This window comes from Coleofasciculus sp. B1-GNL1-01, assembly GCF_040220235.1.
Classification (GTDB): domain Bacteria; phylum Cyanobacteriota; class Cyanobacteriia; order Cyanobacteriales; family Coleofasciculaceae; genus Coleofasciculus.
Window position 1 is genome coordinate 86,265 of sequence record NZ_JAVJTO010000006.1, and the last position, 25,368, is coordinate 111,632.

Genomic DNA, 25,368 nt, shown 5'->3' on the forward strand with positions numbered 1-25,368 from the left:
GAAGGCTAAGAAGACAAGGCTGGAGTAACTCCTTACATTTAGTATAGAAAAATGACCAATGCTCCATAACCAATATCAATATGTTTCTCTCCCTGGAATACGAAAGAGCCTTAGAATCCCTCGGCTATGACTATTTTGATGAAGTCGCCGCCGCTGAATTCCCTTGTCATCACCTGCGGTTCCGTAATGACCAACTGCTGCCAATTTTAGGGTTAGACCCGCAAAGGGTGACAGATGCGGATTTTATCCAGGCGTTTGGTCAGTTTGTCGGCATACGACCCTTTTTAGCACTACGCTATCACGGGTATCAGTTTGGCGAATATAATTCCAGATTAGGAGATGGTCGCGGGTTTCTCTTTGGTCAGGTGCGGGGAACTGATGGCGAACTGTATGATTTTGGCACGAAAGGTTCCGGGACAACTCCCTATTCTAGGGGTGCGGATGGTCGATTGACCCTCAAAGGTGGAGTACGGGAAGTCCTGGCGGCGGAAGCGTTGCATGGTTTGGGTGTGCGTACCTCTCGCTGTTTAAGTTTGATTGAAACCGGGGAACATTTGTGGCGAGGGGATGAACCGTCGCCCACTCGTTCATCGGTGATGGTACGGATGAGTCGTTCTCATATCCGGTTTGGCACGTTTGAACGGTTGCGCTATTTTAAGCGTCGGGATTTAATTAAAATGCTGCTCGATCATGTCATTGATTATTATTACCCGCATCTGTTGCAACAGCAGGATAGAGTTGAGCAATATCGCCAATTTTACGCCGAGTTAGTCAAACGAGTGGCAGAGTTAGTGGCTCAATGGATGGCAGCAGGCTTTTGTCATGCTGTTTTAAATACCGATAATATGTCAATTACGGGGGAAAGTTTTGATTATGGTCCTTATGCGTTTATCCCCACCTATAATCCTGTGTTTACAGCAGCGTATTTCGACTATTACGGACGCTATTGTTATGGCAATCAACCGAGCATTTGTCGGTTGAATTTGGAAATGTTACAGCAACCGTTAGGCATGGTGATTCCGGTTGCTGATATGGAAGCTGGGTTAGCGGCTTATGAGGAACACTATTATCAGGCTTATCGGCAGTTGATGCTAAATAAGCTGGGATTTGAGCAAGTGAATGAACCCCAAGGGAATGAGTTATTGAGGAGGACGATTGAGTTGTTAAAGGAAACTCAGGTAGGATATCATGCTTTCTTCACCGAATTAACCCAGCAGTTTCACCCTAGTTGGCGCGATGATGTCTCACAAATTTTTGATCAGGTCTCGTTTTGCCAGTCGGCTGAACAGCAAGTGTTGTTAGCCAATTGGCGCGAATTATATCATCATATTTTGCAGGATTTGTCAACGGATGAGTTGGCGAAAATGGCTGATCGGTTACAGGAGAAGAATCCGAAAACTGCATTGCTACGACCTGTTATTGAAGAGGTTTGGGCAGCTATTGATCGCGACGATAATTGGCAACCGTTTGATGAGTTGGTGAGACGCTTACAAGAAAAAAAATAATCTTATATTTGTCATTCGTCATTTGTCATTCGTCATTCGTCATTCGTCATTTGTCATTTGTCATTTTTCATTCGTCATACTCGATATCGCGAGAAGCAAGCTACGTTTATGTAAGGTCTGAAATCAGTGTTATTATTTCAAATAAATCAGTAAATTCAGCCCAGGAATAGTCCGAGAAAGTGTCCATAATAACAGGGCAATATAAGCAAGACCTAAACCCCACTGATACCACGCCAATGTACTAATAATACCGGGAACATGTTCCTCTCTCAGGCGAATATCATTAAATCCAAACTTAAGCAAATTATTAAAACTAAAGTCATAATAATTCAGCCAATTCCAGCGACGATCCCAAAGAATCGGCATATAGCGATCGCGGAAAAAGCCAAATCGAGGCATAACCGGGAGGCGTCCAATCAGGAGGCGTAATTGCCGCATCCCCCCATCTTCGACAAAATAGGTGACATTGAGCATATCATGATAACGCCCTTGCCGATACAGTTGCCACACCAGCAATAGGGGTATCGGAAACAGAAGTCCCGCCAAACACAATAGCGTCAGCCAGGGTTGTTCACTGGTTTGAAAAATCGCGATCGCACCGCCCACAGTAGCCGCTGCCCCACTCCCCACCATGTACACTGTTTCTAGAGAGGTGGGTAGAATCGGTTTAGGGTAACGTCGCCGCCAACGGTCAAGCAACCAAAACAGCAACCCAAAATAGGCGATCGCGATCATTCCCACGCCGAAAACTAAGCCAAAACTGGTACCATCGGCACTTAATAGCAGCAGTAAACTCAATCCCGCCCAGTGTAACCCATCGATTAGCCAATGGCGCGATCGCAGATTGATATCCTCGCGACCCATTAATTGGAGAATGCTACCCAGTAAACGTCCCCACAGTTGTTCCCGTCGCAATCGTTCCCGAAGATAATCTAAGGAATTCGCATCAGGAATTTGTTCTTGTTCGCGAAAGTTGCGGACTAAATTTCGCAGTACATCTTCATTTCCTTCGAGTTTGGGAACGGATAGGATTTGTCCCACATGACCCGCATCACCAAAAATTTTAGCTTCGTCTGAGTCAAAGGTCATCCCAGCGACTTTAACATAAGCATTGGGAGAAAAGCGGGTATTACTAAAATCCATTTGGTCAAGTAGACTCGCATCCCGCATTAAAATCGGTTGCTGGAACTGGCTTCCCCGGAAGCTAGTGGATTTTTCCCACGTCGCCTCGGTGAGTAACAACGACTGAGTAAACCGACTCTTACTCAACAACGTGCGATCGCGCCAAATCACTTGGGAAAAATCGGCATCTTCTAGCCATTGGCTTCCGGTAAAATTGGCAAGCTGGACAAATTCTGCCTGACTAAAATTCCCATTCCCATGAAACGTAGACCGACTAAAATTGGCTATACCTTTAAACTCCACCTGAGTAAACCCAGCCTTATCAAAGAAGGTATCACCGCTGAAGTTAATATCTCGACCAAACGTAGTGTTACTAAAATCAACAGATTGGCTAAAACTACTCCCTGACCAATCGACTTCCTGGATAAACACAGCCTCAGAGACTTCTAAGCGTTGCAGAAAGAAGGTATTGGCGAAATTAATTGCACCGCTTAGACGAGTTTGATTCAGCTTGAGAGTCCCCCGAAAGACTGTAACCGAGGGAACTTGGTCACTGGATTCGGTGATGAAGCGAGAATCTTTTGCTAATTTTTCTTGTTCCTGGTCAGTTAACAGGGAAGGCAACGTGGCTTGGGAGAGGGCGGTTTGCAAGCCTAATTTGCTAGCCGTAAACTCTCCTTGAATCAAGGATTCACTCAAGTCTAAAGCGAGAGGAGTTTGAGAACGAGTCAGCTTGCTTTGCAGGTGTTGGTAAAAATGATCCCGAAAGTCTGTATTCTCGTTGGTTAAATCAATAACAAACTGGCGCAGATCAATCGTAGAAATGCCTTCGCTTTGAATCGGGGATTCTAGGCGTTCTTCTAGGAGTTCCAGGGTTAACGGTTGACGTTCTGGAGTGGCGGCGAAGGCGGGGAGGGGGATGAGGAGGAGAAAAAACGTAAGTAGGAATCCCAGGAGTCGCTTGGGGAAAGGGTGTAAGAATTTAATTGGCTTCAAGGCGATCGCATCGTTAGAGGTTCGTTCAATTATTTTACTGGGATAAGCCCCGACACCTGCCAAGCACTCGCGCTTTGGGTTTCAATCAAAGGCAGTTTAACGTGACAATGTTAAACTTGTACATTAGCCTCAAATCCTGACAAAGGACAAATGAGTTTTTACGGCTGAAGTTGCTGAAGTTTAGTTTGAGCGGATCGCAAAAGTTCGGGGCTTCCGTACAGAAGAACCGATTTGTCTGGCTTTGATGGGGCGATTGCTGTCCGGCTCAAACATCTGCGATCGCTAAGGGCATCAAGTCGCCTATAGTATTTTGCTTTCACTTTGATTCGCGAGGTAAACTTGACTATACTAATCAGGCTAGGCTATAATTTTTACCTTATGCCTTGGTTAGATAAATGGAGTAATGTAACAAAAAATGGAATTTTATGGAGTGTTTTTCAAGGAGACGCTCACTCGGTTCTATTGGATTTGCCAAGTAATCATTTTAATTGTGTGATCACATCTCCTCCGTACTACTGGTTACGTGATTATGGGGTTGAGGAACAAATTGGACAAGAGACAAGCGTTGAAGGCTATGTCAGTGCCATTGCCTCTGTCATGGATGAAGTAAAGCGGGTACTGAAGGATGATGGTGTCCTTTTCCTCAACTTAGGTGATACCTATTATTCAGGTAAAGGAAAATCTCAAGGAAGGGATCGCAAAAGCAGTAAACGTCGATTTGGTTTAAGAGCGGTTGATAAAAGCGGTGGTTTAGGAATTGGGCTGCAACCCAAAACAATTATTGGGATGCCTTGGCGGGTTGCTATTGAAATGACAATGCGAGGTTGGGTTCTACGCAGTCCTATTATTTGGCATCGAAAACATTGTCTTCCTGAATCCGTTAAAGATAGACCTCGACGTAGCTATGAATATGTTTTTATGTTTGCTAAAAATAGACGTTATTATTTCAATCGTTCAATGCTTGAAAAAGAAGAAGAGGAAGATATGTGGACAATTGCTGCACGTCCTAAACCAACTAATGGCATCTACACGGCACCATTCCCTGATGAGTTAGTGCAAAGATGTCTTGATATTGGATGTCCAGCAGATGGGATTGTGCTAGATCCATTTGCTGGAGGTGGAACCACTCTGAGAGTAGCGCTACAATCAGGAATATCTGCTACTGGAATAGATTTAAACCCTGAGTTTTGTAGTTACATGGTTAGTATGTTATGTGGTCTCTGAGGGCTATATGTTTCTCACAGTAAAACAAATCAAAAAATCTCTTGAGCCTCTCAAGTCTCTTCATCCCTTTTATGGGATCACATTTCTAGTGTGTAAAAAAGCTCATTTACCAGTTGGTGATACCATTCAATTTTCCATCAATGCAAGGGAGACGGAGTTCCTCAATGAATACTTCAAACCGGAACCAACGTCTAAACACCCTTACCAAGTCTTCAAAACTTCTAATCCAAGCAATCGTTGGCTTTCACCAAATTATGCTAGCTCAGGCTCTCAGAGTACAAGGACAAGAGGGGATTTATCTAATGCATTTATTCATGATAAAAATACTAATATCTGGGGATGGCAATCGAATTATGTACAAGTGCTTCACGAACATTTAACTCGAACAAGAGAGGGTTTAATTCCAACTTTTCATTTAGCTGTATGGTTATATAGAGAAAAAAAATGGTCTTCAGATGCAACAGCTAAAGATATCGTTGATATTTTCTTTGCAGATTTTTTTATCACAGATAATGAGAAAGAGTTACTTTTTGATGCTTCTATCCCTGACGATACTGTACTAGATAAGCTGTTTCAAGATAAAAAAATATCTTCAAGAGATTTACAGGTGATTATTGGTAAACCACCTGACTCTGATCCAGAAGAAGGTGGAACGCTACACCTTTTAGAAATCCAAGGAGTAGGACCAGCGAAACGATTAATCTTTCAACCCGGCAAAAGGCTTTCGTTGATCACTGGAGACAATGGTCTAGGAAAAACGTTTCTGCTTGATTGTGCGTGGTGGGCTTTAACGGGTAAATGGGCAGGATTGCAGGCATATCCTACGCCAACGCCAAATGCTAAAAAAAACAAACCCGTCATAGGATTTAAAATCTCTGGAGATTTTGAGTCCGAAACTATAAGAGTCTCTTACGATTGGCAAACTCAAAGCTGGAAACCGCCTAAGAAGCGACCTACTATTCCTGGTCTACTCGTGTATGCGAAAGTCGATGGCTCTTTTGCAGTGTGGGACCCAGCTAAAGAATATCTAGCGATTCAAGAACTTGGAGATAGTGATACAACTCCACGTCCATTTGTTTTTACTAAAGATGAAGTTTGGGGTGGGCGCGATATTGAAGTTGGAGGTCGAAAAACTACATTTATAAATGGTTTACTTCAAGATTGGATTCAATGGCAAAGTAGACCTCAAAATTCTCCATTCAATACGCTTGAAAAAGTGCTAAAACGATTATCTCCCCCCTTACAAAGTGATTTGGGAATTTTCAAACCAGGAGAACCTGTCAGAATTCCTTACGATGTTAGATCTATACCAACGATTGAGCATTCTTATGGCACGGTTCCTATCGTTTATACTTCAGCAGGTGTTCGTCGTGTCATCACACTTGCCTACCTAATTATCTGGGCATGGGAAGAACATAAAATTCAATCCAAGCTGATTCGCAAAAAACCACAGAAAAAGATGGTGATTTTAATTGATGAGTTAGAAGCTCACCTCCATCCGCAATGGCAAAGGGTGATTTTATCAGCTTTATTGGATGTTAGGGAAGATTTAGCTACTGACTTACAAGTGCAACTGATGGTTGCTACCCACTCTCCCATGATTATGGCATCTGTGGAATCGAGATTCGATGAAAAATTAGATAAGTTATTCCGTCTAGATCTTGCCAAGAGTGGCTTAAATACTAACGAAGTAGATTTGGTTCAATTACCTTTCATCCGTCAAGGGCGCATTGATGCTTGGCTTACATCAGATGTTTTTGGTCTTAGACAACCTCGTTCTATTGAAGGAGAGCAGGTTATACAAGCCGCAAAAGCACTACAAGAAGCTGAGAATCCGAGTTCACAGGATGTACAGAAGGTTTCAGATAAACTGAGAAAATACTTAGCCGAGGATGATGAATTCTGGTCTCGGTGGCTATTTTTTGCAAGACAACATGGAGCATCGTTGTGATTCCTGTTCAAGAAAAACCTGAACCCATAGATTTTGAACGCAAAGTTAGAGCAAAAGGGAGGAATTTCTTACAACAAGTCCCTTGCCCAAAAAATTGGGACAATCGGGAATATTGGAGAAATTCTCTGAAGGATCTCTATAAAGCTTATAACGGCGTTTGTGCTTACTCTGCCCAATGGATTCCCGAAACTGAAGGAAGTCCCACCGTTGATCATTTTATTCCAAAAGCCTTTAAACCGGAGTTAGCCTACGAGTGGAGCAATTTCCGCCTTTCCTGTTTAAAGATGAATGCCAGAAAGAAAGACTTTCAAGATGTTTTAGACCCCTTCCAGATTCAGTATAGATGGTTTACCTTAAATTTTCCTTCTTTGATCATCAAACCGGGTTTAAATCTAGAACCATCGATTAGAAGTAAAGTTGAGAGTACTATTCAGCGTTTACAGTTAAATAAAGAGGAAACTATAAATTCTAGATTTTATTGGCTGATGAAATATTGTGAGAATAAATTTCCTTTTGAGTTTTTGCAAGAGGTTGCTCCATTTATTGCTTCTGAGTTAGAACGTCAAAATCTTATTGGCTCAATCGCGTCTATCATGTCAGTCAGTTGAGTGACTTTTGTTGGACAACTGACAGTTTCATCTGTAGCCAAGATGAGCGGTGTGATCGCTTGACAAGGTTTCGGTTTTGGGGGATAATTTTTATAATGGAAAAATGTGCCAGCCTATAGACCCGTATTTCGCGTTTGAGAAAGGTCAACGCATCAATTGTTTCCTCAAGCAAAGTCACGTTCACTAATCGTAATACCCAACAGCATTGAAAAGGAAATCCCCGACGCATCTAAGACTTCGGGGATATGACTACACAAAATTATTGCAACTGTTCAATTAATTGGCGTTTTGCCGTATCCAAGGCTTCCGGTAGCTTACTGGAATCTCGTCCCCCAGCTTGGGCTAAATTGGGGCGTCCCCCACCGCCACCGCCGCAAAGTTTGGCAATTCCACCAATAAATTTACCAGCTTGTAGTTGCTTGTCTTTGTGAACTTTGGCACTAAACGCCGCCACTAAACTAACTTTTCCTTCTGTGGGAACCGAACCTAAAACAACCGCACTGTCTCCCAGTTTCTGTTGGAGTCGTTCCGCTGCGGTTTTCAGGGCGTCGGGTTCAATGTCTCCCAGATTTGCCACTAAAACTTTGAACTCACCCACGGATTCAGCTTGACTCAATACCTGATCCGATTTGGCTAATGCCAATTCTTGTTTCACGGCGTCTAATTCTTTCTGAGAGGCTTTGAGTTCGTTCTGGAGATTGGTAATTCGATCAGGGATTTCTTCGGGTTTTGCCTTAAAGCGATCGCCTAATTCTTTGACCACTTTATCCCGCAGATTCAAATAATCCAATACCGCAGGACCTGCTACGGCTTCGATACGCCGAATCCCAGACGCGACGCCCGTTTCAGAGACAATTTTAAACACACCAATTTCAGCGGTATTATTCACATGAGTTCCGCCACAGAGTTCCATAGAAACACCGGGGAAATCAATCACTCGTACCTCCGAAGCGTACTTTTCGCCAAACATCGCGATCGCACCTTTTGCCTTGGCGTCTGTCAGGGGCATTATTGCCACATCTGCGCCGTGTGCCTCAGCTATCCAGGTATTAATTTGCTCCTCAATTTGTACCAATTCCTCTGCTGTCAGGGAACGGGAACAATTGAAGTCAAACCGCAGCCGATCAAAGGCGACTAAAGAACCCGCTTGGGAAATAGACGGATCAACAATCTTTTTCAGCGCCGCTTGTAATAAATGGGTAGCCGTATGATTAGCTTGGGCGCGACGGCGACAAGCGCGGTCAATTTGGGCGGTAACGGTATCCCCTAGGTTTAGGGTTCCCCGTTCCACGCGACCAAAATGGACAAAGAAGTCGGATTCTTTTTTGACATCTTCAATCCGTACTACTAAATTATCGCCGGATAAATAGCCGCGATCGCCAATTTGTCCCCCCGATTCGGCATAGAATGGGGTTTGGTCGAGAACAACTTGCACCTCAGTCCCCGTCTGGGCTGATTCAACCGACTCGCCATTTGCAACTAGCGCCATCACTTGGGCGGTAGTGGCAGGTACGGTATATCCTAAAAATTCGGTCGCCGCCACTCCAGATGTCATTTCATCCAGATTTCCTTGTGCCAATAAATCAACAGTTTCGTGGGCGGCTTGAGAGTTTTCTTGCTGTTCTTTCATCGCCGCTTCATAGCCAGCAATGTCCACCGTTAACCCATGTTCTTCGGCAATTTCTTGGGTTAATTCTAAGGGGAAACCATGGGTATCATAGAGGGTAAACGCATCCCGTCCGGAAATAAGATCAGGCTTTTGCGCCAGAATATCTGCCAATAACTTCTCGCCGCGTGCGAGGGTTTTGCGGAATTGCGATTCTTCTCGTTGCAATTCGGCTTGAATCGCATCATTCCGTTCCCGCACATTCGGATAGGTGTCTTCAGCCAGTGCGATCGCGGTTTCAGCGACTTGGGTGGTAAACTCCCCTTGAATGCCAATTAATCGCCCATGGCGTACCACTCGCCGGATTAAACGGCGCAGGATATAGCCGCGTCCAATATTCGAGGCGGTAATTCCATCAGCAATCAGATGAACTACAGCGCGAATGTGATCCCCAATCACTTTTAGAGAGACTTTTGTCTTCTCGTCACTCTTGGCGTAATCAACGCCAGCAATCTCAGCCGCCGTCTTGATAATCGGGAAAATCAGATCCGTTTCGTAGTTATTGGGAACCTGCTGGAGGATTTGCGCCATCCGTTCTAATCCCAATCCGGTGTCAATATTTTTGTTCTGTAGGGGGGTAAGATTCCCGTCTGCATCCCGGTTGTATTGCATGAACACCAGGTTATAGTACTCAATAAACCGGGTGTCATCTTCTAAATCGATATCCTTGTCTCCTTTTTCCGGGTGGAAGTCGTAATAGAGTTCTGAACAAGGACCACAAGGACCTGTCGGACCCGATGCCCAGAAGTTATCTTCTTCGCCCATCCGCTGGATACGATGAGCCGGGATACCAATTTTATCCCGCCAGATGGCAAAGGCTTCGTCATCCTCTCGAAACACACTCACGATCAGGCGTTCTGGGGGCAATTCAAAGACGTTCGTCGATAACTCCCATGCCCAGGCGATCGCTTGTTCTTTAAAATAGTCGCCAAAGCTAAAATTGCCCAGCATTTCAAAGAAAGTATGGTGTCGCGCCGTGCGCCCCACATTTTCAATATCATTGGTGCGGAGACATTTTTGCGACGTGGTGGCGCGGGAAAAGTCCGACTGGCGCTGTCCCAGGAATATCGGTTTAAAGGGTAACATCCCGGCGATGGTGAGTAACACAGTGGGATCGTCCGGGACTAAGGAAGCCGACGGCAAAACTTGGTGTTGCCGTTTGTCGTAGAAGTCTAGGAACTTTTGTCGGATTTGGTTCCCGCTGAGGGATTTGGGAGATTTGGGCATGGTGTTTCACTCAAGGCTAGGAATGGATTGGTAGGATTTTGGACGTTAGACTCACCCATCCTAGAAATAACGAGGTTGATCAGTGCGATCGTGATCCATTTTTACACTTGTTATCGATTGTTGCAGGATTTTTGGTTCTCATACCAAATCCGGGTTAACTACCCCTTACCGAATAGATAGGCGATTAACAGCCACCACCGCCGCAACCGCCGCAACCGCCGCCACCACCGCCCCCGCAACCGCCGCCGCCACCACCCCCGCAACCAACGCCACTACCACGATTACTACTCACTTTACTCCTAGATACTGAAGTGAATACCATCTTTAAATCAGCCAACAAATCGTGTCGTAAAACTTTATTCCCCCAAATCGCAAATGCTAGAGCGAGTTGAGAATCTTCAGGACTTAAAACGTTTAAGGGGATACGGCTACGAAGATCATGTAATACTTGATCACCATAGCGACTACGATGTTTTGGAGTCTCCGCTAAACATGAAATCATGAGACTTATAATAAGACACATGATAACTAAAAACCCCACCGATTTTCCTCGATAAATACCGACGCCTATTTTTGCCATGCCTAATCCTAACAGGGCAACGATTAAAAGGGTTGGATAAACTTGGACTTTAAATAATTGCTCCTGGCTGATTAAGAGTTCAAGTTGGTGTAATCGATTTTTAATTTCCTCGATTATTACATCTATTGTTTGAGTCGCCTGTATCCGAACCCGATCAATATGACAGCCATCTGACGTAATAGCGTTGGCAACGGCTTGCTCTACAGGATGAGACAATACTTCTACAGTTCCCACCAATGTCAAGGTTCGTTGTTCTGGCTGTACGGTTACATATTCCTTTTGGACAAGACTAGCGATCGCCGTATCCACAACCCGATTTTTACCTTCAGCCAGATAAGCTACTTCGTAAGGATTAAGAGATACGGGTTTTTCTACTAGATTGCCACCCGGTAGTCGCAGATAAACTTGGAGGCGGAAAGCGATGAATACAACACCAATGGATAACAGGAAGTAGAAAATCAAAAATTCCGAACCTGTGAAGTTTAAGGGATTGGGAATTGTGTAAACAATTTGGCAACCCGTGACAACTGATGCCAAAATAAACAAAAGGAAGAGGATGGCGGTGTGTTGGTGTTGCCGTTTGGGTAGCCAATTTAAAGATAGCTTAGGCACAATCCAGTTGTGCTGGGTATTCACCCGAACAACCTGTAAATCGCGCCCAAATCGGTCTTTGGGATCAGACCAAATATCGATGGGAGGAATCTGCCCAAAAAAGTGTTTGTAACTTTCTAATGTCCTACTATACAAGTCTTCAAACTTCAACTGCTCCGATGAACCGCCGCGACTTGGCTCGTGATGCAATGGAGTTTGTAATATTTTTGGGCAAAACTCTTGCCAGTATGATCGCGTATAACTCAGATGTAAGTGCCAAACTTGATCAACCTGTTCCGATGGCGCGACTGGATGTCCTGCGGCAACAGCGAGAAAGGTAAACTTCTTGTATTCCTCAATTACTCTCTGAGTATAGTCTAATGACCAGCGGTTATCCTTTGCCAACCGTTTGCTGAACGATAATTGATCATCTAACTGATCCAATGAAAACGCCTGAATTCTTTTGTATAACTCTGTTTGTGGAGAGTCCATTGTTCTAAACTGGCTATTCATAGGTTTTGTTGACTGATTATATAGCATTTGTAAATGAGTTGTAAACCTAGGAGATCTTTTCTTAGATTACTTAAAAACCCTGTATCTCTTTCCCCTATTGCCTATTGCCCATTGCCCATTGCCTTTTTACCAGGTTCCTGTGTTCACGACCCAAATGAAAACGCTATAGCGATATTCTTCTCAATACAAATACTTATTCTTTGCTAATCTTCAATCATGCTCCATTTTTATACTTGTTATCGGTTGTTGCAGGGTTTTGGTTCTTATCCTGATTTCTGCGTTCTGTGGCGTCCTCTATTGGTTCCGCGATTTCCTTTTCAAGAGGGCTTATCTTCACTCCTCTTTTCGTGGAGTGCAAATCCTGGATAACTGATTCCACAGTATTAGCTTGAGGGAAGTTTCCCGCTTTAAGGTTATTGTAATGGCGTTGGAGTACATCACTATCCTGAGACTTCCAAGAGACAAGACGAGTCACTACGGCTATCTTTTCGGCTAAATCATTTTGCAGTTGAGGTAAATCCTGAGCATTGTTCCAGACTTGGAGGAAGAGTTGCAGTGTTTTTTTACCCTCTTGATAGTTGAGGGCAGTGGGAATTGATTTAGGCAAGCCAACCCATTTCAACAGGGTTTTTACTTCATCAGTCCCCCCACTTAGGAAATAGGTTAAAAATCGCCATCGTTCAAAACCTTCAAGTTTCAACTGATTGGGTTCATAGACATTATCCAGGATAACAACAACCTCATTCAACTCCAATTTTCGGAGATTAGCTAATGCCCTAGCCGTCCTAACATGAAAATATGAATTTACAGTTTCATCTTGGAGGAAATTGAGAATATCAGAGATGTATGGGGCGCTGACTTCCCCCAAATTGACTAATGTTCTAGCCGCCAAGCGGCGAATGTCTGAGTCAACGGTTTCATTCTGGAGAATATTAGCAATTTCAGGGATGTACTGGATACCAACTTCCGCTAACTTCTCTAATATATCAGCCGCCTTGATCCGAACCTTAGGATCAACAGTTTCATCCTGGAGGAAGTTGAGAATCTCAGGGATGTATTGGACGCTGATTTTTCCTAGATTGCTTAAGGCATCAGCTACGTCACCACGAACCGATGAGTCAACAGTTTCATCCTGGAGGAAGTTGAGAATTTCAGGCATATATTGGACGCTGATTTTGCCGAGATTGCTTAATGCATAAGCTGCCTGACCACGCACAGATGAGTCAACCGTTTTATCCTGGAGGATATGGGCAATCTCAGGGATGTACTGGACACCAACTTCCGCTAACTTCTCTAGTATATCAGCCGCTTTGGCACGAACCTTAGGATCAACAGTTTCATCCTGGAGGAAGTTGAAAATCTCAGGGATGTATTGGACGCCGATTTCCCCTAGCTTGCTTAAGGCATAAGCTGCCTGACCACGCACCGATGAATCAACGGTTTCATTCTGGAGAAAATTGAGAATGTCAGGTATATATTGGACGCCGATTTCCCCTAGATTGCTTAAGGCATAAGCTACCTGACCACGGACATAAGAGTTAAGGGTTTCATCCTGGATAAAATTGAGAATGTCATGCATATATTGAACGCCAACATCTCCCATGTTTAATAATTTTTTAGCCGCCCATCCACGCACTCCATCATTAACGGTTTCATCCTGGAGTACGTTAGCAATTTCAGGAACGTATGGGACGCTAGCTTCTTCAAAATTGGCAAATGTAAATATTTCAGTCGCAAAGTAACGCACCCCATAATCAATGGTTTTATCCTGAAGGAAGGTGAGAATCTCAGGTATGTATTGGACGCCGATTTTGCCGAGATTGCTTCTTGCTAATGCTATTGCCGCCGAACGCCGAACCTTAGGTTCAACGGTTTCATCCTGAAGGAAATTGAGAATATTAGGCATATATGGAGTGCTGCTTTCCCCCAGATTCTCTAATGCGATAGCCGCTCTGACACGAACCTCATTATCAACCGTTTCATCCTGGAGGAAATAGAGAATATCAGAGATGTATGGCGGGGTGGCTTCCCCCAAAGTAAGTAATGCCTCAGCCACCCCGCCACGAACGTTATCATCAACGGTTTTATCCTGTAGAATGTTAGCAAGCTCAGGGGTGTATGGGACAGTTTCCCCCAGATTCTTTAGCGCATTAGCTGCCGAGACACTAAAGCCATTATCAACAGTTTTATCCTGGAGAACGTTAGCAATTTCAGCGATATATTTTACGCCAGCTTTCCCCAGATACCCTAATACTTTAGCTGCCAAGGTACGACCGACTAAATCAACGGTTTCATCTTGGAGAATATTGCCAATCTCAGGGGCGTATGGGACGCCAACTTGACCCAGATTTGATAATGCTCTAGCCACCAAGCCACGAACTCCATCATCAACGGTTTCATCCTGGAGGAGGTTGAGCATCTTTGGGATATATTGGACGCCGCCTTGTCCTAGATTTCCTAATGCTTCAGCTACCCTACCACGAACTCCCCAGCCAAGGGTGGTATTCTGGAGGAAGTTGAGCATCTCAGGAGTGTAGGGGGCGGCGGCTTCCCCCAGATTGCTTAATCCATCAGCCGCCCTCCAACGCGCCCCATCATCAAGGGTTTGATCCTGAATGAAATTCAGAATCTCAGGAACGTATAAAACACCAACTTCCCCCAGATTTCCTAAGACTCTAGCTGCCGAGGCACGCACCCATACATCAATAGTTTCATCCTGGAGTAAGTTGGCAGCTTTCTGGGCAATATCCTCGGGTTTTTCAACCACCGTTTGCCAGTCTAAAGGCTGGTATGCAATTAATTGCTCCAAAGCATCCAGCTTTACCTCGTCATGCCCATCATCCAGAGCCGCGACTATCCCATCAATCTGCCAAGATTGTGGCTGAGGTTTGGGCGGTTCTTGAGCGCTAACCCAAGGGAAGGCAAGTAGGAGCGTCAGAAACAGGGTAAACAGGAATAAGAAAAACGGGTTTTTGTGATTAGTCATTTGTCATTCTCCATTCAGGTTGAGGATAACTGACTCAACCGTATCAGCTTGGGGGAAGTTTCCCGCTTTGAGGTTATTGTAATGGCGTTGGAGTACATCACTATCCTGAGACTTCCAAGAGACAAGACGAGTCACTACGGCTATCTTTTCGGCTAAATCATTTTGCAGTTGGGGTAAATCCTGAGCATTGTCCCAGACTTGGAGGAAGAGTTCCAGCGTTTTTTTACCCTCTTGATAGTTGAGGGCAGTGGGAATTGATTTAGGCAAGCCAACCCATTTCAACAGGGTTTTTACTTCATCAGTCCTCCCACTTAGGAAATAGGCTAGAAACCGCCATCGTTCAAAATATGAATAATAAGTCATATGTTCATAGGCATTGCTTATAATAATCACAGCTTCATTTAACTTAAGCTTTCGGATATTTACTAATTCCTGAGCTGTCCGGTAACGAACCCATGAATCAACTGCTTTATTCTGAATTAATGTGAGAATATTAGGGATGTATGTAGCACTATTTTTATCCATTTTTCTTAATAAATCAGTTGCCGCACTACGAACCCGTAAGTCAACGGCTTCATCCTGAAGTAAGTTGAGAAGATCAGGAATGTATTGGCTGCTAACTTCCTCAAAATTGCCTAAGCGAATAGCCACATAGCGACGCGAATCGTTGCGAACAGTTTCATTTTGAAGATAATTGAGGAGTTCAGGAATGTATGTGGGTCTTGCTTCTCCCAGATCGACTAATTCCCGAGCTACCCAGTAATAAGTCCCTAAGTCAACGGTTTCATCCTGAATAATTTTGGCAAGATCAGAAGTGTATTTTGCTTCTCCTTGACCTAGATATTTTAAGGTTTTAGCAATCGCAAAACGTATCCACGATTCAACAGTTTTGTTGTCGATAATACTGTTAATTTTAGGAATGTATGGGGCAGTAACTTCCCCCAGATAACCTAATGCTTCAACCGCCGCATTACGAACCTCTGAGTCAACGGTTTTATCTTGGATAATGTTGAGAATATCAGGGATGTATGGGGCAGTAACTTCCCCCAGATAACCTAATGCTTCAACCGCCTCACTACGAACGTTAACATCAACGGTTTCATCCTGGATAATGTTGAGAATTTTCGGGATGTATGGATCGCTAGCTTCTCCCAGATTACCTAATGCATCAGCCACATCACTACGAACGTAATCATAAATAATATCATCCTGGATAAATTTGAAAATATCAGATAGGTATGGGGTGCTGAATTTCCCCATATTTATTAATGCCTCAGCCGCCTCAGCACGAACTTCATCATCAACGGTTTCATCCTGGAAAATCTTGGCAATCTCAGGGGCGTATTGGGCAGCGACTTCTCCCAAATTTCCTAATACATTAGCCGCCCAACGACGAGCGTATGGCTCAATGGTTTTATCCTGGAGTAACTTGAGAATATCAGGGATGTATTGGGCGTCGGCTGTATCCAAATTCTTTAATTGATAAGCCACCCAGGAACGAACTCTATGATCAATAGTTTCATTCTGGAGGAAATTAAGAATCTCAGGGATGTAGGGGGCGCTGGCTTCCTCCACAGTCCCTAATACATTAGCCGCCGAGAGACGAACCTCATCATTAACGGTTTCATCCTGGAGGAAGTTGAAAATCTCAGGAATGTATGGAGCGCTGGCTTTCCCCAGATACCTTAGTCCTCTAGCCGCTCTTTCACGAGCGTTATGATTAGCAGTGTCATCCTGGAAAAAGTTGAGAATCTGTGGGATGTATTGGACACCTGCTTCCTCTAGATCTAGTAATGCATAAGTTGCCTCGACACGAACCTGAGCATTAACTGTTTTATCTTGGACGAGGTTGGCAATCTCAGGGGCATATTGGACGGCGACTTCTTCCCGATTACTTAATGCATCAGCCGCCCAACGACGAGCGTCTGAATCAACGGTTTCATCCTGAAGGAAATTAAGAATAGCAGGGATGTATGAAGTGCTAGCTTTCCCTAGACTGAGTAATGCTTCAGCTACCTTGCCACGCACGTTATCATCACAGGTTTCATCCTGAATAATTTTAGCCATTTCCGGGGCATATTTGGCGGCGGATTCCCTTAGATTTCTTAATGCATAAGCCGCCTCATCACGGATCTCTGAGTCAATGGTTTCATCCTGGAGAAAGGTGAGAATTTGTGGAATGTATTGGACACCTGCTTCCTTTAGATGTCCTAGTGCATAAGCTGCCGAGACACGAACTGTGGAGTCAATGGTTTCATCTTGAAGAAAGTTGATAATCTGCGAGATGTATTGGGGGTCTGCTTCCTCTAGATATCTTACTAGATATCCTAATGCATCAGCCGCATCGCCACGAACTTCTGAGTCAACGGTTTCATCTTGAAGAATATTGGCAACTTTCTCGGCAATATCTTCGGGTTCGTCCACCACAGCTTGGAAGTCGCGAAACTTCGAGTAATCAGCTAATTTCTGCAAAGCATACTCTTTTACCTGGTCATGCCCATCATCCAGAGCCGCAACTATCCCATTAATCTCCCAAGGTTTTGGCTTAGGTTTGGGGGGTTCTTGAGCGCTAACCCAAGGAAAGACAAGCTGAAGCGTCAAAAACAGAGTAAACAAGAAAAGGAAAAAGAAAGAAAATGGTTTGGTTGTATGAATGGTTTTTAACATAATGAAAATTGTGCCGAACCAGAAAGGCAGAAGGTTCTAAGACAGAAAGCAGCAGGCAAAGGCTTGCTTCTCGCTTGCACGAGTAGGACAAATGACCAATGACCAATGACCAATGACCCATAACTAAGCTATGGTATCGGATAATGCTTTAAATGCTAAGGAACTGGGAAAATGAAGGTAGAGTTACAGACATTTTTTAAAGCAACGAACCCTAGCCGGACGCTGGTTGCAGACAATCCGGAAGACCAGAAATTTTATATCGACTTTTCCCCGGTACGCGGGGGGAAGATTATTGAGGAACTTAAGGATAATATTACCTTTTTCTCCCCTGATGAACCTACCTGCGCCTTATTTACCGGACATATTGGCTGTGGCAAATCCACAGAGTTATTGCGACTGAAGGCAGAATTAGAAGCAGATGGGTTTCATGTCGTCTATTTTGAGTCGAGTGAAGACTTGGAAATGGCGGATGTGGATATTGGCGATGTGCTATTGGCGATCGCACGGCGGATTTCTCAAAGTTTGCAAACCGTCCAACTCGGCAAATTGACGGGGTTACAGACGCTGGTACAGGGGGCTGCAAGGGTATTAAACGCTGAGGTGCAGGGGGTGAGAATTAAAGTGCCTAACCTGGGCGATGTGGGTGTTGTCTCTCAAAATGATACCGTTTCTCTGGCGTTTGGGATTGGTGAAATCACCGCGAAGACAAAAAGTGATGCGATGATGCGACAGCGACTAAATCAGTACCTCGGACCCCAGAAAACCCAACTCTTGCAGATCATTAATCAGGAACTGATCGAACCTGCGATCGCGAAACTTAAACAGCAGGGTAAAAAGGGTTTAGTCGTGATTGTCGATAACCTGGATCGGATCGATAATAGCCCAAAACCCTGGGGGCGTCCACAGCAGGACTATTTATTTGTGGATCAGAGTGAATGTTTAACCAAGCTGTACTGTCATCTGGTTTATACTATGCCCTTGGCGCTGAAATTCTCCGATGATTATGGGGTGTTGACGCAACGGTTTCCGGAACGACCGAAAATCTTGCCCATGGTTCCGGTACAGTTAAAAGATGGCAGCGATTGTCAAGCGGGAATCCGTTTACTGCGACAGATGGTTCTCGCACGGGCATTTCCGGATTTAACAGAACAGGAACGCCTGGAAAATTGTACTGAAATTTTCGATACTTTGGAAAGCTTAGACTATCTTTGCTACCGGAGTGGGGGTCATGTGCGCGATTTGTTAAAGTTATTGAATGATTGGATTAAAAAAGAACGAAAGTTTCCCTTGTCGCGCCCAACTCTGGACAAATTAGTTCGACAATATCGCAATGAAATGACATTGAGAATATCGGATAATCAGTGGGAGTTATTGCGACAAGTGCAGCAACGGAAATGGGTAAGCGATGATCAGGGTTATGAACTGTTGATTCGCAGTCGGCTGGTGTTTGAATATTATTATGAGGATGAGTCTTGGTTTGATGTGAATCCGATTTTGGTTGATGCTCAAGAGTTACAGGGATAATATTTGAGGTAGGGGCGCAAGGGCTTCATCCATCATCCATGTAAACTTAAGCTTAACCCCTCTCCCCCAGCCCCTCTCCCACCAGGGGAGAGGGGAGCAAGAAGGAAACGGTTAAGAGAATAGCCTCCATTATATAAAATGTAATATGGATAACTATATAGACGAGAGTACCATTGATAATCAGGAAGCCTTAGAGGAATTAATCTGGGCAATTGAAGCCTCTGAGGGACGATTTTATATAATGCTAGCGCGTTGTAATTATGCGTATTTGCAAGACCGTTTAATCCAGCAGGTGCAAGACCAATGTGTCCTTGATATTCGAGTCATTCACCTGAAGCAATCAGATCGAACCCTTTACTCGACCATTTGCGCCCAATTAGGACAGGAAATGCCCGACGCCCTGATGGTATCTGGATTAGCTACGGTGGATAATCTGGATGATATGCTGAGGGCAACGAATCAGGTGCGGGAGGAGTTTCGCAAGAATTTCCACTTTCCGGTTATTTTGTGGATTAATGATGCAGTTCATGTCAAGTTTCTGAGAATTGCACCCGATTTTGAGAGTTGGACAACGACCACTCGATTTGCTATACCAACGAATGAGTTAACTGAGGTTTTACAGGAGACGTTTGAGTCGTTATTGGCGACAGCATTAGCCGTTAATTCCTCTCAATCCTTATACAACTTAAGCGACGTTTTAGATCAAGGGTGCTTAAGTCGTTCAGAAGTTGACTTGGCGTTAAAAGAGTTACCCCATCGGGTGCAAGACTTAGACCCCCAGCTTGAAGCGGGATTGCAGTTTATTCGCGGGTTAAATGCTGGAGATAGTCCCGAAGCGTTAGAGTATTTTCAGCAAAGTTTAACATTTTGGCAGCAGGTAGGGGCGGGTTTAACTGATGACTTATCGGATCAAACCGATAACCTCACTAAACTCGCCCCGATTGACCCCAAAGTCGGGGAACTTGATAACGAAATTCAATCCACCCCGATTAATTCCAAATTAAAAGCTGGATTGGTTTTATTTCATATTGGACTCTACCACTATCGCACAACTGACCGCCAAAAACACCAGGCGGTTAACTGGCAAAAATCTAAGATTTACCTCCAGCATGGTATAGACTTATTTGAGCAAGAAAACCGCCCCGATTTAGTAGCAAAATGCATTACTCAACTCGAACGAGTGCTGCAACGGATGCAAGCCTGGGATGAATTGGAACAGGTAGCGCAAAAGGCTTTACCTTTACATCAACAGTATGGCAGTACCAGTAAATTAGTTCAAGATTATAGCTTTTTAGCCGAAGTCGCCTTACAGCAACAGCGCTGGGAGGATGCGCGTCAAGCCGCACAGCAAGCGGAGGATATTATTACTCAACTTCCGAAACCTAAGCGCTGGATTCAGGGATTAAATTTGCTGTTTTTAGCTCAAGCTGAACGGCAATTAGGAAATAAGCAAGCGGCGATTTTTCATTTAGTTAAAGCTAGGGAATTAGGTGATTTTCGGCATCCCCTGATTTCTGTTCGCATATTAGAAGAGTTACGAGAACTCTATTTTGAAGAAAGGCAATATTTAGCGGCGTTTGCGACAAAAAAACAGCGACGTTCCATTGAACAGCAATATGGTATTCGTGCTTTTATTGGTGCGGGACGACTGCAACCGCACCGAGAAGATGCTTCTTACTGGTCACGGGATTTGGAAAACCTCTCTCCTGCAAGGAGAGAGGCTTTGGGTTCTTTCTCCTTAAAAAATCAGCAAGAAGCTTCAGTCAAAACAGATAACCAAGAGTCAGTCGCACCGGAAATTATCGCCTCTGGACGACAGCGAGATTTAGAGCGCTTATTAGAACGGATTGGACGGAATGATTGTAAATTAATTGTCATTCACGGACGTTCTGGGGTGGGAAAAAGTTCGTTAGTGAATGCCGGATTAGTTCCAGCGTTGAAGCACAGAGTTATTGGTACTCAGAAAAATGTTCCGATTTCAATCCGAGTTTATACCAATTGGATAGAGGAATTAGAAAAGCAGTTACTTAATGACGATGAACCCGTAGGGGCGGGTTTAGACGATAACCTTTCGGGAAAACCAATAACCGCTCAACAAAACCCGCCCAATTCTTCTGATTTAGAGGATAACTGTCCCGAAAAACCAACAACATCTCCACCCAATCCCCCTTATTTCCAAATCCTGGAACAGTTACGACAGGATGAACAGCGTCAGCGGCGGACAGTGCTAATTTTTGACCAGTTTGAGGAATTCTTTTTTGTTTATACCAATGCGGCTGAACGACGACAGTTTTGGCAGTTTTTGGCAGACTGTTTGAATATTTTATCGGTGAAGGTGATTCTGTCGCTACGGGAAGATTATTTGCATTATTTGTTAGAGTGCAATCGCCTGGATAGCATGAGTGTGATTGGTCATGACATTCTGGGGAAGAATGTGTTGTATGAATTAGGGAACTTTTCACCAACCGATGCCAGAGCCATTATAGAAGATTTAACCACGCGATCGCGCTTTTATTTAGAACCTGCTTTAATTGACCAACTGGTGAAGGATTTGGCGGGTAAAACGGGGGAAATCTTACCGATTGAATTGCAGGTAGTGGGGGCGCAGTTACAGGCGGAAAATATTAAAACATTGACGGAGTATCGGGAGTTAGGCACGAAAGAAGAATTAGTCAAGCGCTATTTGGAGGAAGTGGTTGAGGACTGTGGCGCTGAGAATCAGCAGGCGGCGGAATTGGTGCTGTATTTGCTGACGGATGAAAAAGGAACTCGTCCGCTGAAGACTCGCGCTGAATTGGAACGGGATTTAGAGGGATTAGCGGCGGATTTAACCCGGGAAGCGGGTAAATTGGATTTGGTCTTAAGGATTTTCGTGGATTCGGGTTTAGTATTTTTGTTGCCAGAAACGCCTTATGACCGTTATCAATTAGTTCATGATTATTTAGCTGAGTTTATTCGTAAGCAGCAGGAATCGAGGTTAAATGAGTTAATTGCCGAACTGGAAAAAGAACGAGAACAACGCCAAAAGGCAGAGGCGCTTAATCGGCTAGCTCAAGAAGAACTAGAAAGGACGGAAAAGAGTAAAAAGGTATTGGCATTGGCTAATCAACAAGCCAAGCGTCGGATTCAGATGGGTTCGGCAATACTGGGTTTAACTCTTGTAGCGGCAGTAGTGATATGGATATGGTCAGAAACGAAAGTGTCAACTGCACAACTACAAGTTGAACAAGCCGAACAGCAAGTCAAGGATGCTGACATCAGAGTAAAGGAAGCTAATTCTAGAGAAATTCAAGCGGAGCAAAAAGTAAAAACTGTAGAGAAAAAAGTAAGTAACTCTCAAAAAAGAGCAAGAGAAGCCAATCAAAAAGTTGAAGAAGCTAAGAAGCGTTTAACAGTAGCCAATCGAGAGTTAAATAACGCTCGTCTTAGAGAAGCGAAAGCGAGGCAAAATTTAGATGCAGTGAAAGCAGAACAGAATCGAGTTGCTCAAGAGGCACAGCAAAAAATTCAAGTAGCAGAGCGGAAAATCCAAGATGCGGAGAAACGACTGATAACTGCACAGACAAAACGACAGCAGGCAGAAGTACAAGCAAGAGATGCTCAAACCCAATTTGAGCAAGCACAGATAGCAGTAGCCGAGGCTAAAACACAGTTAGAACTGGCAGATTCGGCACGGAAAGAAGCCATTATAGGTACTAAATTAGAGCAAGAAGGAGCAAGAGCTTTACTGCAGTTTCAATCGGGTCAACAACTAGAAGGTTTACTTTCAGCGATTCAGAGTGGGAAAGAGTTGAAGGCTTTGTTAAACGATAAACGTCCTATCCAAGACTATCCCGCGAGTAGTCCTCTATTGGCTTTACAAAGTATTCTTGCCAATATCTATGAACGAAATCGATTTAATGGGTATCAAGACGGTGTTTGGGGTGTAAGTTTAAGTCCAGATGGGAAATATATTGCCACTGGAGGCGAAGACGGTACAGTCCATATTTGGAATTTAGCAGGACAAAAAATTGCTAAATTGGATGCTCATCAGCGTGAAGTTATGAGTGTCAGTTTTAGCCCAGACGGGCAACGTTTAGCTACATCTGGAAAAGATGGCAACGCCAAACTCTGGAATTTATCTGGACAACAAATTGCTCAATTTGATGGACATAAAGGTTCAGTAATTTGGGTTCAATTTAGTCCAGATGGACAGCGTATAGCAACTACAGGAGGAGATAATACCGTTAGACTCTGGGATTTATCGGGAGAACAAATCGCCTTATTTGATACTAATCAGCAAGGAGTGTGGGATGTAAATTTCAGTCCTAATGGACAGTATCTCGCTACCACAGGATTTGACGGCACCGTTAAACTTTTGAATTTGTCTGGACAAATCATTGCTGAAATGAAAGGTCATCAAGGAATAGTGCGGAGTGTTAGCTTTAGTCCAGATGGTCAGTATTTGGCTACGGCGGGAGATGACGATACAGTCCAAGTTAGAAAACTGTCAGGGCAACAAATCAATATAGTAAATAAATTTAAGGGAAATCAGAATGGAATCTGGGACGTAAGTTTTAGTCCGGATGGAAAACGTCTAGCTACAGCAGGACTCGATGGTACAATAAAAGTCTGGCAACCGTTTGCACGGTTTGCACAGCCAACTGCTGAAATACAGGGTCATCAGGGTATTGCTTATCACGCAATATTCAGTTTAGATGGACAATATTTAGTTACTGCCTCTGAAGATGAAATTTCTAAAATTTGGGATATATCAAGTCACTATTTTAGTCAGTTTATTACAAGTCAGGTTAAAATAAATAATATAATTTTTAGCCCTGATTATAAACATATTGCTACAGTTGGTGCAGATGGCACAGTTAAGATCTGGACTCTCTCAGGAAAACAGGTTACCCAATTAGAACCGAAACTCAGCAATACTGAAACAGATGAGAACGGAACTCAACTGCGTTTTATACCATATAGTCGATACTTAATGAGTGTTGATTTTAGCCCAGAGGCAAACCGTTTAGCTACGGGTGGCGAGGATGGTTTGATTCGCCTGTGGAATTTGTCAGGTCAACAATTAACTGAATTTCGGAGCCATCAAGAGGTAGTTCGTAGTGTAAGTTTTAGCCCCAACGGAAAACGTCTCGCCACTGTAGGAAAAGATGGCAGTGTTTTTCTGTGGAACCTATCTGGTCAAAAATTAGCCGAATTTAAGGGGCATTCAGAGGCATTCCTCAGTGTCAGTTTCAGCCCGGATGGACAACACCTCGCTACTGTGGGAGAAGAGGGCAGTGTTTTTCTGTGGAACCTATCTGGTCAAAAATTAGCCGAATTCAAGGGGCATTCAGGGGCAGTCCTCAGTGTGAGTTTTAGTCCCGATGGAAAACAACTGGCTACTGCAGGAGAAGATCAGACAGCTCGACTTTGGGATTTATCGGGAAAACAAATAGCTCCCTTAAAAGGGCATCAAGAGGCAGTCTTAAGTGTGAAATATAGTCCAGATGGACAGCGTTTAGTCACAGCAGGAGAAGATGGAATTGCACGACTATGGGACTTATCGGGACGACAAATTGGTCAAATTGATGTATATCAACGTGTTTATAGTCGTGGTGTTTATGAAAACGTATCTCTAAGTGTAAGCTTTAGCCCAGATGGTAAACTGTTGGCTACAGCAGGAGAGTACAGTACAGTTAAATTGTGGCGTATGGAAGGATTAGAGGAACTGTTAGAGAGAGGCTGTGATTGGTTGCGCTTCTATTTGAATAACCCCAGTGCCAATCTGAATGAGAGCGATCGCCGCATCTGCGACGGTATTAATAGTAACAGTTAGTCGTTTAGTCAGTGCGCGTAGGCGCACCATTCTTTGTATAGCTGCGATTTCCAATCGCCAGGTATTATCTAATGCCAAAAAATCTGCCTTAACTTGGTCTAACCATTCCTTTTGAGCGGCTGTAAGTTCGGGTAATTCTCCCTGCCATTCCCCAAAAAACTGCTCATCCTCAACTTGTTGCAGATTGAACTTTTCTTTGACATCATGCAGGGTTAGTTCACTGGCTTGAATCACTTGTGCCATAATCGTTGAGTCATTAGCTAGCATTCTTTTAGTATAAGGGTTTAAGCTGCTGATGTAACAGGACGCGATCGCCTCTCTAAAAGGTATCATCTAAGCGTCTCAAAATTGTAATTTCAATAATAGCGAAATCTTTGTAGTGCGTTTAGC

At 43.9% G+C, this 25,368-nt stretch carries 12 protein-coding genes; 6 read left to right on the forward strand and 6 right to left on the reverse strand.

Going from position 1 to position 25,368, the window contains the following annotated elements; all coding sequences use genetic code 11:
* Positions 1-80 precede the first annotated feature (80 nt).
* Entirely contained in the window at positions 81-1,505 is a 1,425-nt protein-coding gene (locus RID53_RS01265; protein ID WP_446386389.1) for a protein adenylyltransferase SelO, read from the forward strand.
* 132 nt (positions 1,506-1,637) lie between these two features.
* Here RID53_RS01265 and RID53_RS01270 read toward each other — a convergent pair whose 3' ends face one another.
* Positions 1,638-3,623 (reverse strand): pentapeptide repeat-containing protein, encoded by a 1,986-nt coding sequence (locus RID53_RS01270; RefSeq protein WP_446386456.1) that lies wholly within the window; start codon positions 3,621-3,623, stop codon positions 1,638-1,640.
* A gap of 378 nt (positions 3,624-4,001) precedes the next feature.
* Here RID53_RS01270 and RID53_RS01275 point away from each other — a divergent pair, with 378 nt between their 5' ends.
* Genes RID53_RS01275 through RID53_RS01285 form a run of 3 tightly spaced genes read left to right on the forward strand, consistent with a single transcriptional unit; the run spans position 4,002 to position 7,406 of the window.
* The gene (locus tag RID53_RS01275) at positions 4,002-4,847 is read left to right on the forward strand and encodes a DNA-methyltransferase (RefSeq protein WP_446386390.1); all 846 of its coding nucleotides are present in this window, start codon (positions 4,002-4,004) and stop codon (positions 4,845-4,847) included.
* Between the two features lie 7 nt (positions 4,848-4,854).
* The gene (locus RID53_RS01280; RefSeq protein WP_446386391.1) at positions 4,855-6,798 is read left to right on the forward strand and encodes an AAA family ATPase; all 1,944 of its coding nucleotides are present in this window, start codon (positions 4,855-4,857) and stop codon (positions 6,796-6,798) included.
* On the forward strand, positions 6,795-7,406 hold the full coding sequence (locus tag RID53_RS01285; RefSeq protein ID WP_446386392.1) for a hypothetical protein: 612 nt from the start codon (positions 6,795-6,797) through the stop codon (positions 7,404-7,406). The genes RID53_RS01280 and RID53_RS01285 overlap by 4 nt, the downstream gene beginning before the upstream one ends.
* Positions 7,407-7,665: 259 nt before the next feature.
* On the opposite strand, the gene alaS is transcribed toward RID53_RS01285, so the two are convergent.
* The 4 genes from alaS to RID53_RS01305 all read right to left on the reverse strand — a co-directional run bounded on the left by alaS (position 7,666) and on the right by RID53_RS01305 (position 17,636).
* The gene (alaS, locus tag RID53_RS01290; protein ID WP_446386393.1) at positions 7,666-10,299 is read right to left on the reverse strand and encodes an alanine--tRNA ligase; all 2,634 of its coding nucleotides are present in this window, start codon (positions 10,297-10,299) and stop codon (positions 7,666-7,668) included.
* Positions 10,300-10,483: 184 nt separating this feature from the next.
* Positions 10,484-11,962, reverse strand: a complete 1,479-nt coding sequence (locus RID53_RS01295; protein WP_446386394.1) for a TIGR04222 domain-containing membrane protein — start codon at positions 11,960-11,962, stop codon at positions 10,484-10,486.
* A 235-nt stretch (positions 11,963-12,197) separates the two neighbouring features.
* Positions 12,198-14,969 (reverse strand): HEAT repeat domain-containing protein, encoded by a 2,772-nt coding sequence (locus RID53_RS01300; protein ID WP_446386395.1) that lies wholly within the window; start codon positions 14,967-14,969, stop codon positions 12,198-12,200.
* A gap of 3 nt (positions 14,970-14,972) precedes the next feature.
* The gene (locus tag RID53_RS01305; RefSeq protein ID WP_446386396.1) at positions 14,973-17,636 is read right to left on the reverse strand and encodes a HEAT repeat domain-containing protein; all 2,664 of its coding nucleotides are present in this window, start codon (positions 17,634-17,636) and stop codon (positions 14,973-14,975) included.
* Positions 17,637-17,807: 171 nt separating this feature from the next.
* Here RID53_RS01305 and RID53_RS01310 point away from each other — a divergent pair, with 171 nt between their 5' ends.
* Positions 17,808-19,160: a P-loop NTPase fold protein gene (locus RID53_RS01310; protein WP_446386397.1), complete on the forward strand. Its 1,353-nt coding sequence runs from the start codon at positions 17,808-17,810 to the stop codon at positions 19,158-19,160.
* Positions 19,161-19,305: 145 nt separating this feature from the next.
* Complete coding sequence (locus RID53_RS01315) at positions 19,306-24,978, forward strand: WD40 domain-containing protein (protein WP_446386398.1); 5,673 nt, start codon at positions 19,306-19,308, stop codon at positions 24,976-24,978.
* On the opposite strand, the gene RID53_RS01320 is transcribed toward RID53_RS01315, so the two are convergent.
* The gene (locus RID53_RS01320) at positions 24,874-25,311 is read right to left on the reverse strand and encodes a hypothetical protein (RefSeq protein WP_446386399.1); all 438 of its coding nucleotides are present in this window, start codon (positions 25,309-25,311) and stop codon (positions 24,874-24,876) included. The two genes, RID53_RS01315 and RID53_RS01320, sit on opposite strands and share 105 nt — an antisense overlap.
* Positions 25,312-25,368: the final 57 nt, after the last annotated feature.

What these genes read in the sequence shown, in the direction of transcription:
- RID53_RS01265 (WP_446386389.1), top strand. Translation starts at nt 81, where the DNA reads ATGTTTCTCTCCCTGGAATACGAAAGAGCCTTAGAATCCCTCGGCTAT.
- RID53_RS01275 (WP_446386390.1), top strand. Translation starts at nt 4,002, where the DNA reads ATGCCTTGGTTAGATAAATGGAGTAATGTAACAAAAAATGGAATTTTA.
- RID53_RS01280 (WP_446386391.1), top strand. Translation starts at nt 4,855, where the DNA reads ATGTTTCTCACAGTAAAACAAATCAAAAAATCTCTTGAGCCTCTCAAG.
- alaS (WP_446386393.1), bottom strand. Translation starts at nt 10,299, where the DNA reads ATGCCCAAATCTCCCAAATCCCTCAGCGGGAACCAAATCCGACAAAAG.
- RID53_RS01295 (WP_446386394.1), bottom strand. Translation starts at nt 11,962, where the DNA reads ATGGACTCTCCACAAACAGAGTTATACAAAAGAATTCAGGCGTTTTCA.
- RID53_RS01300 (WP_446386395.1), bottom strand. Translation starts at nt 14,969, where the DNA reads ATGACTAATCACAAAAACCCGTTTTTCTTATTCCTGTTTACCCTGTTT.
- RID53_RS01305 (WP_446386396.1), bottom strand. Translation starts at nt 17,636, where the DNA reads ATGTTAAAAACCATTCATACAACCAAACCATTTTCTTTCTTTTTCCTT.
- RID53_RS01310 (WP_446386397.1), top strand. Translation starts at nt 17,808, where the DNA reads ATGAAGGTAGAGTTACAGACATTTTTTAAAGCAACGAACCCTAGCCGG.
- RID53_RS01315 (WP_446386398.1), top strand. Translation starts at nt 19,306, where the DNA reads ATGGATAACTATATAGACGAGAGTACCATTGATAATCAGGAAGCCTTA.
- RID53_RS01320 (WP_446386399.1), bottom strand. Translation starts at nt 25,311, where the DNA reads ATGATACCTTTTAGAGAGGCGATCGCGTCCTGTTACATCAGCAGCTTA.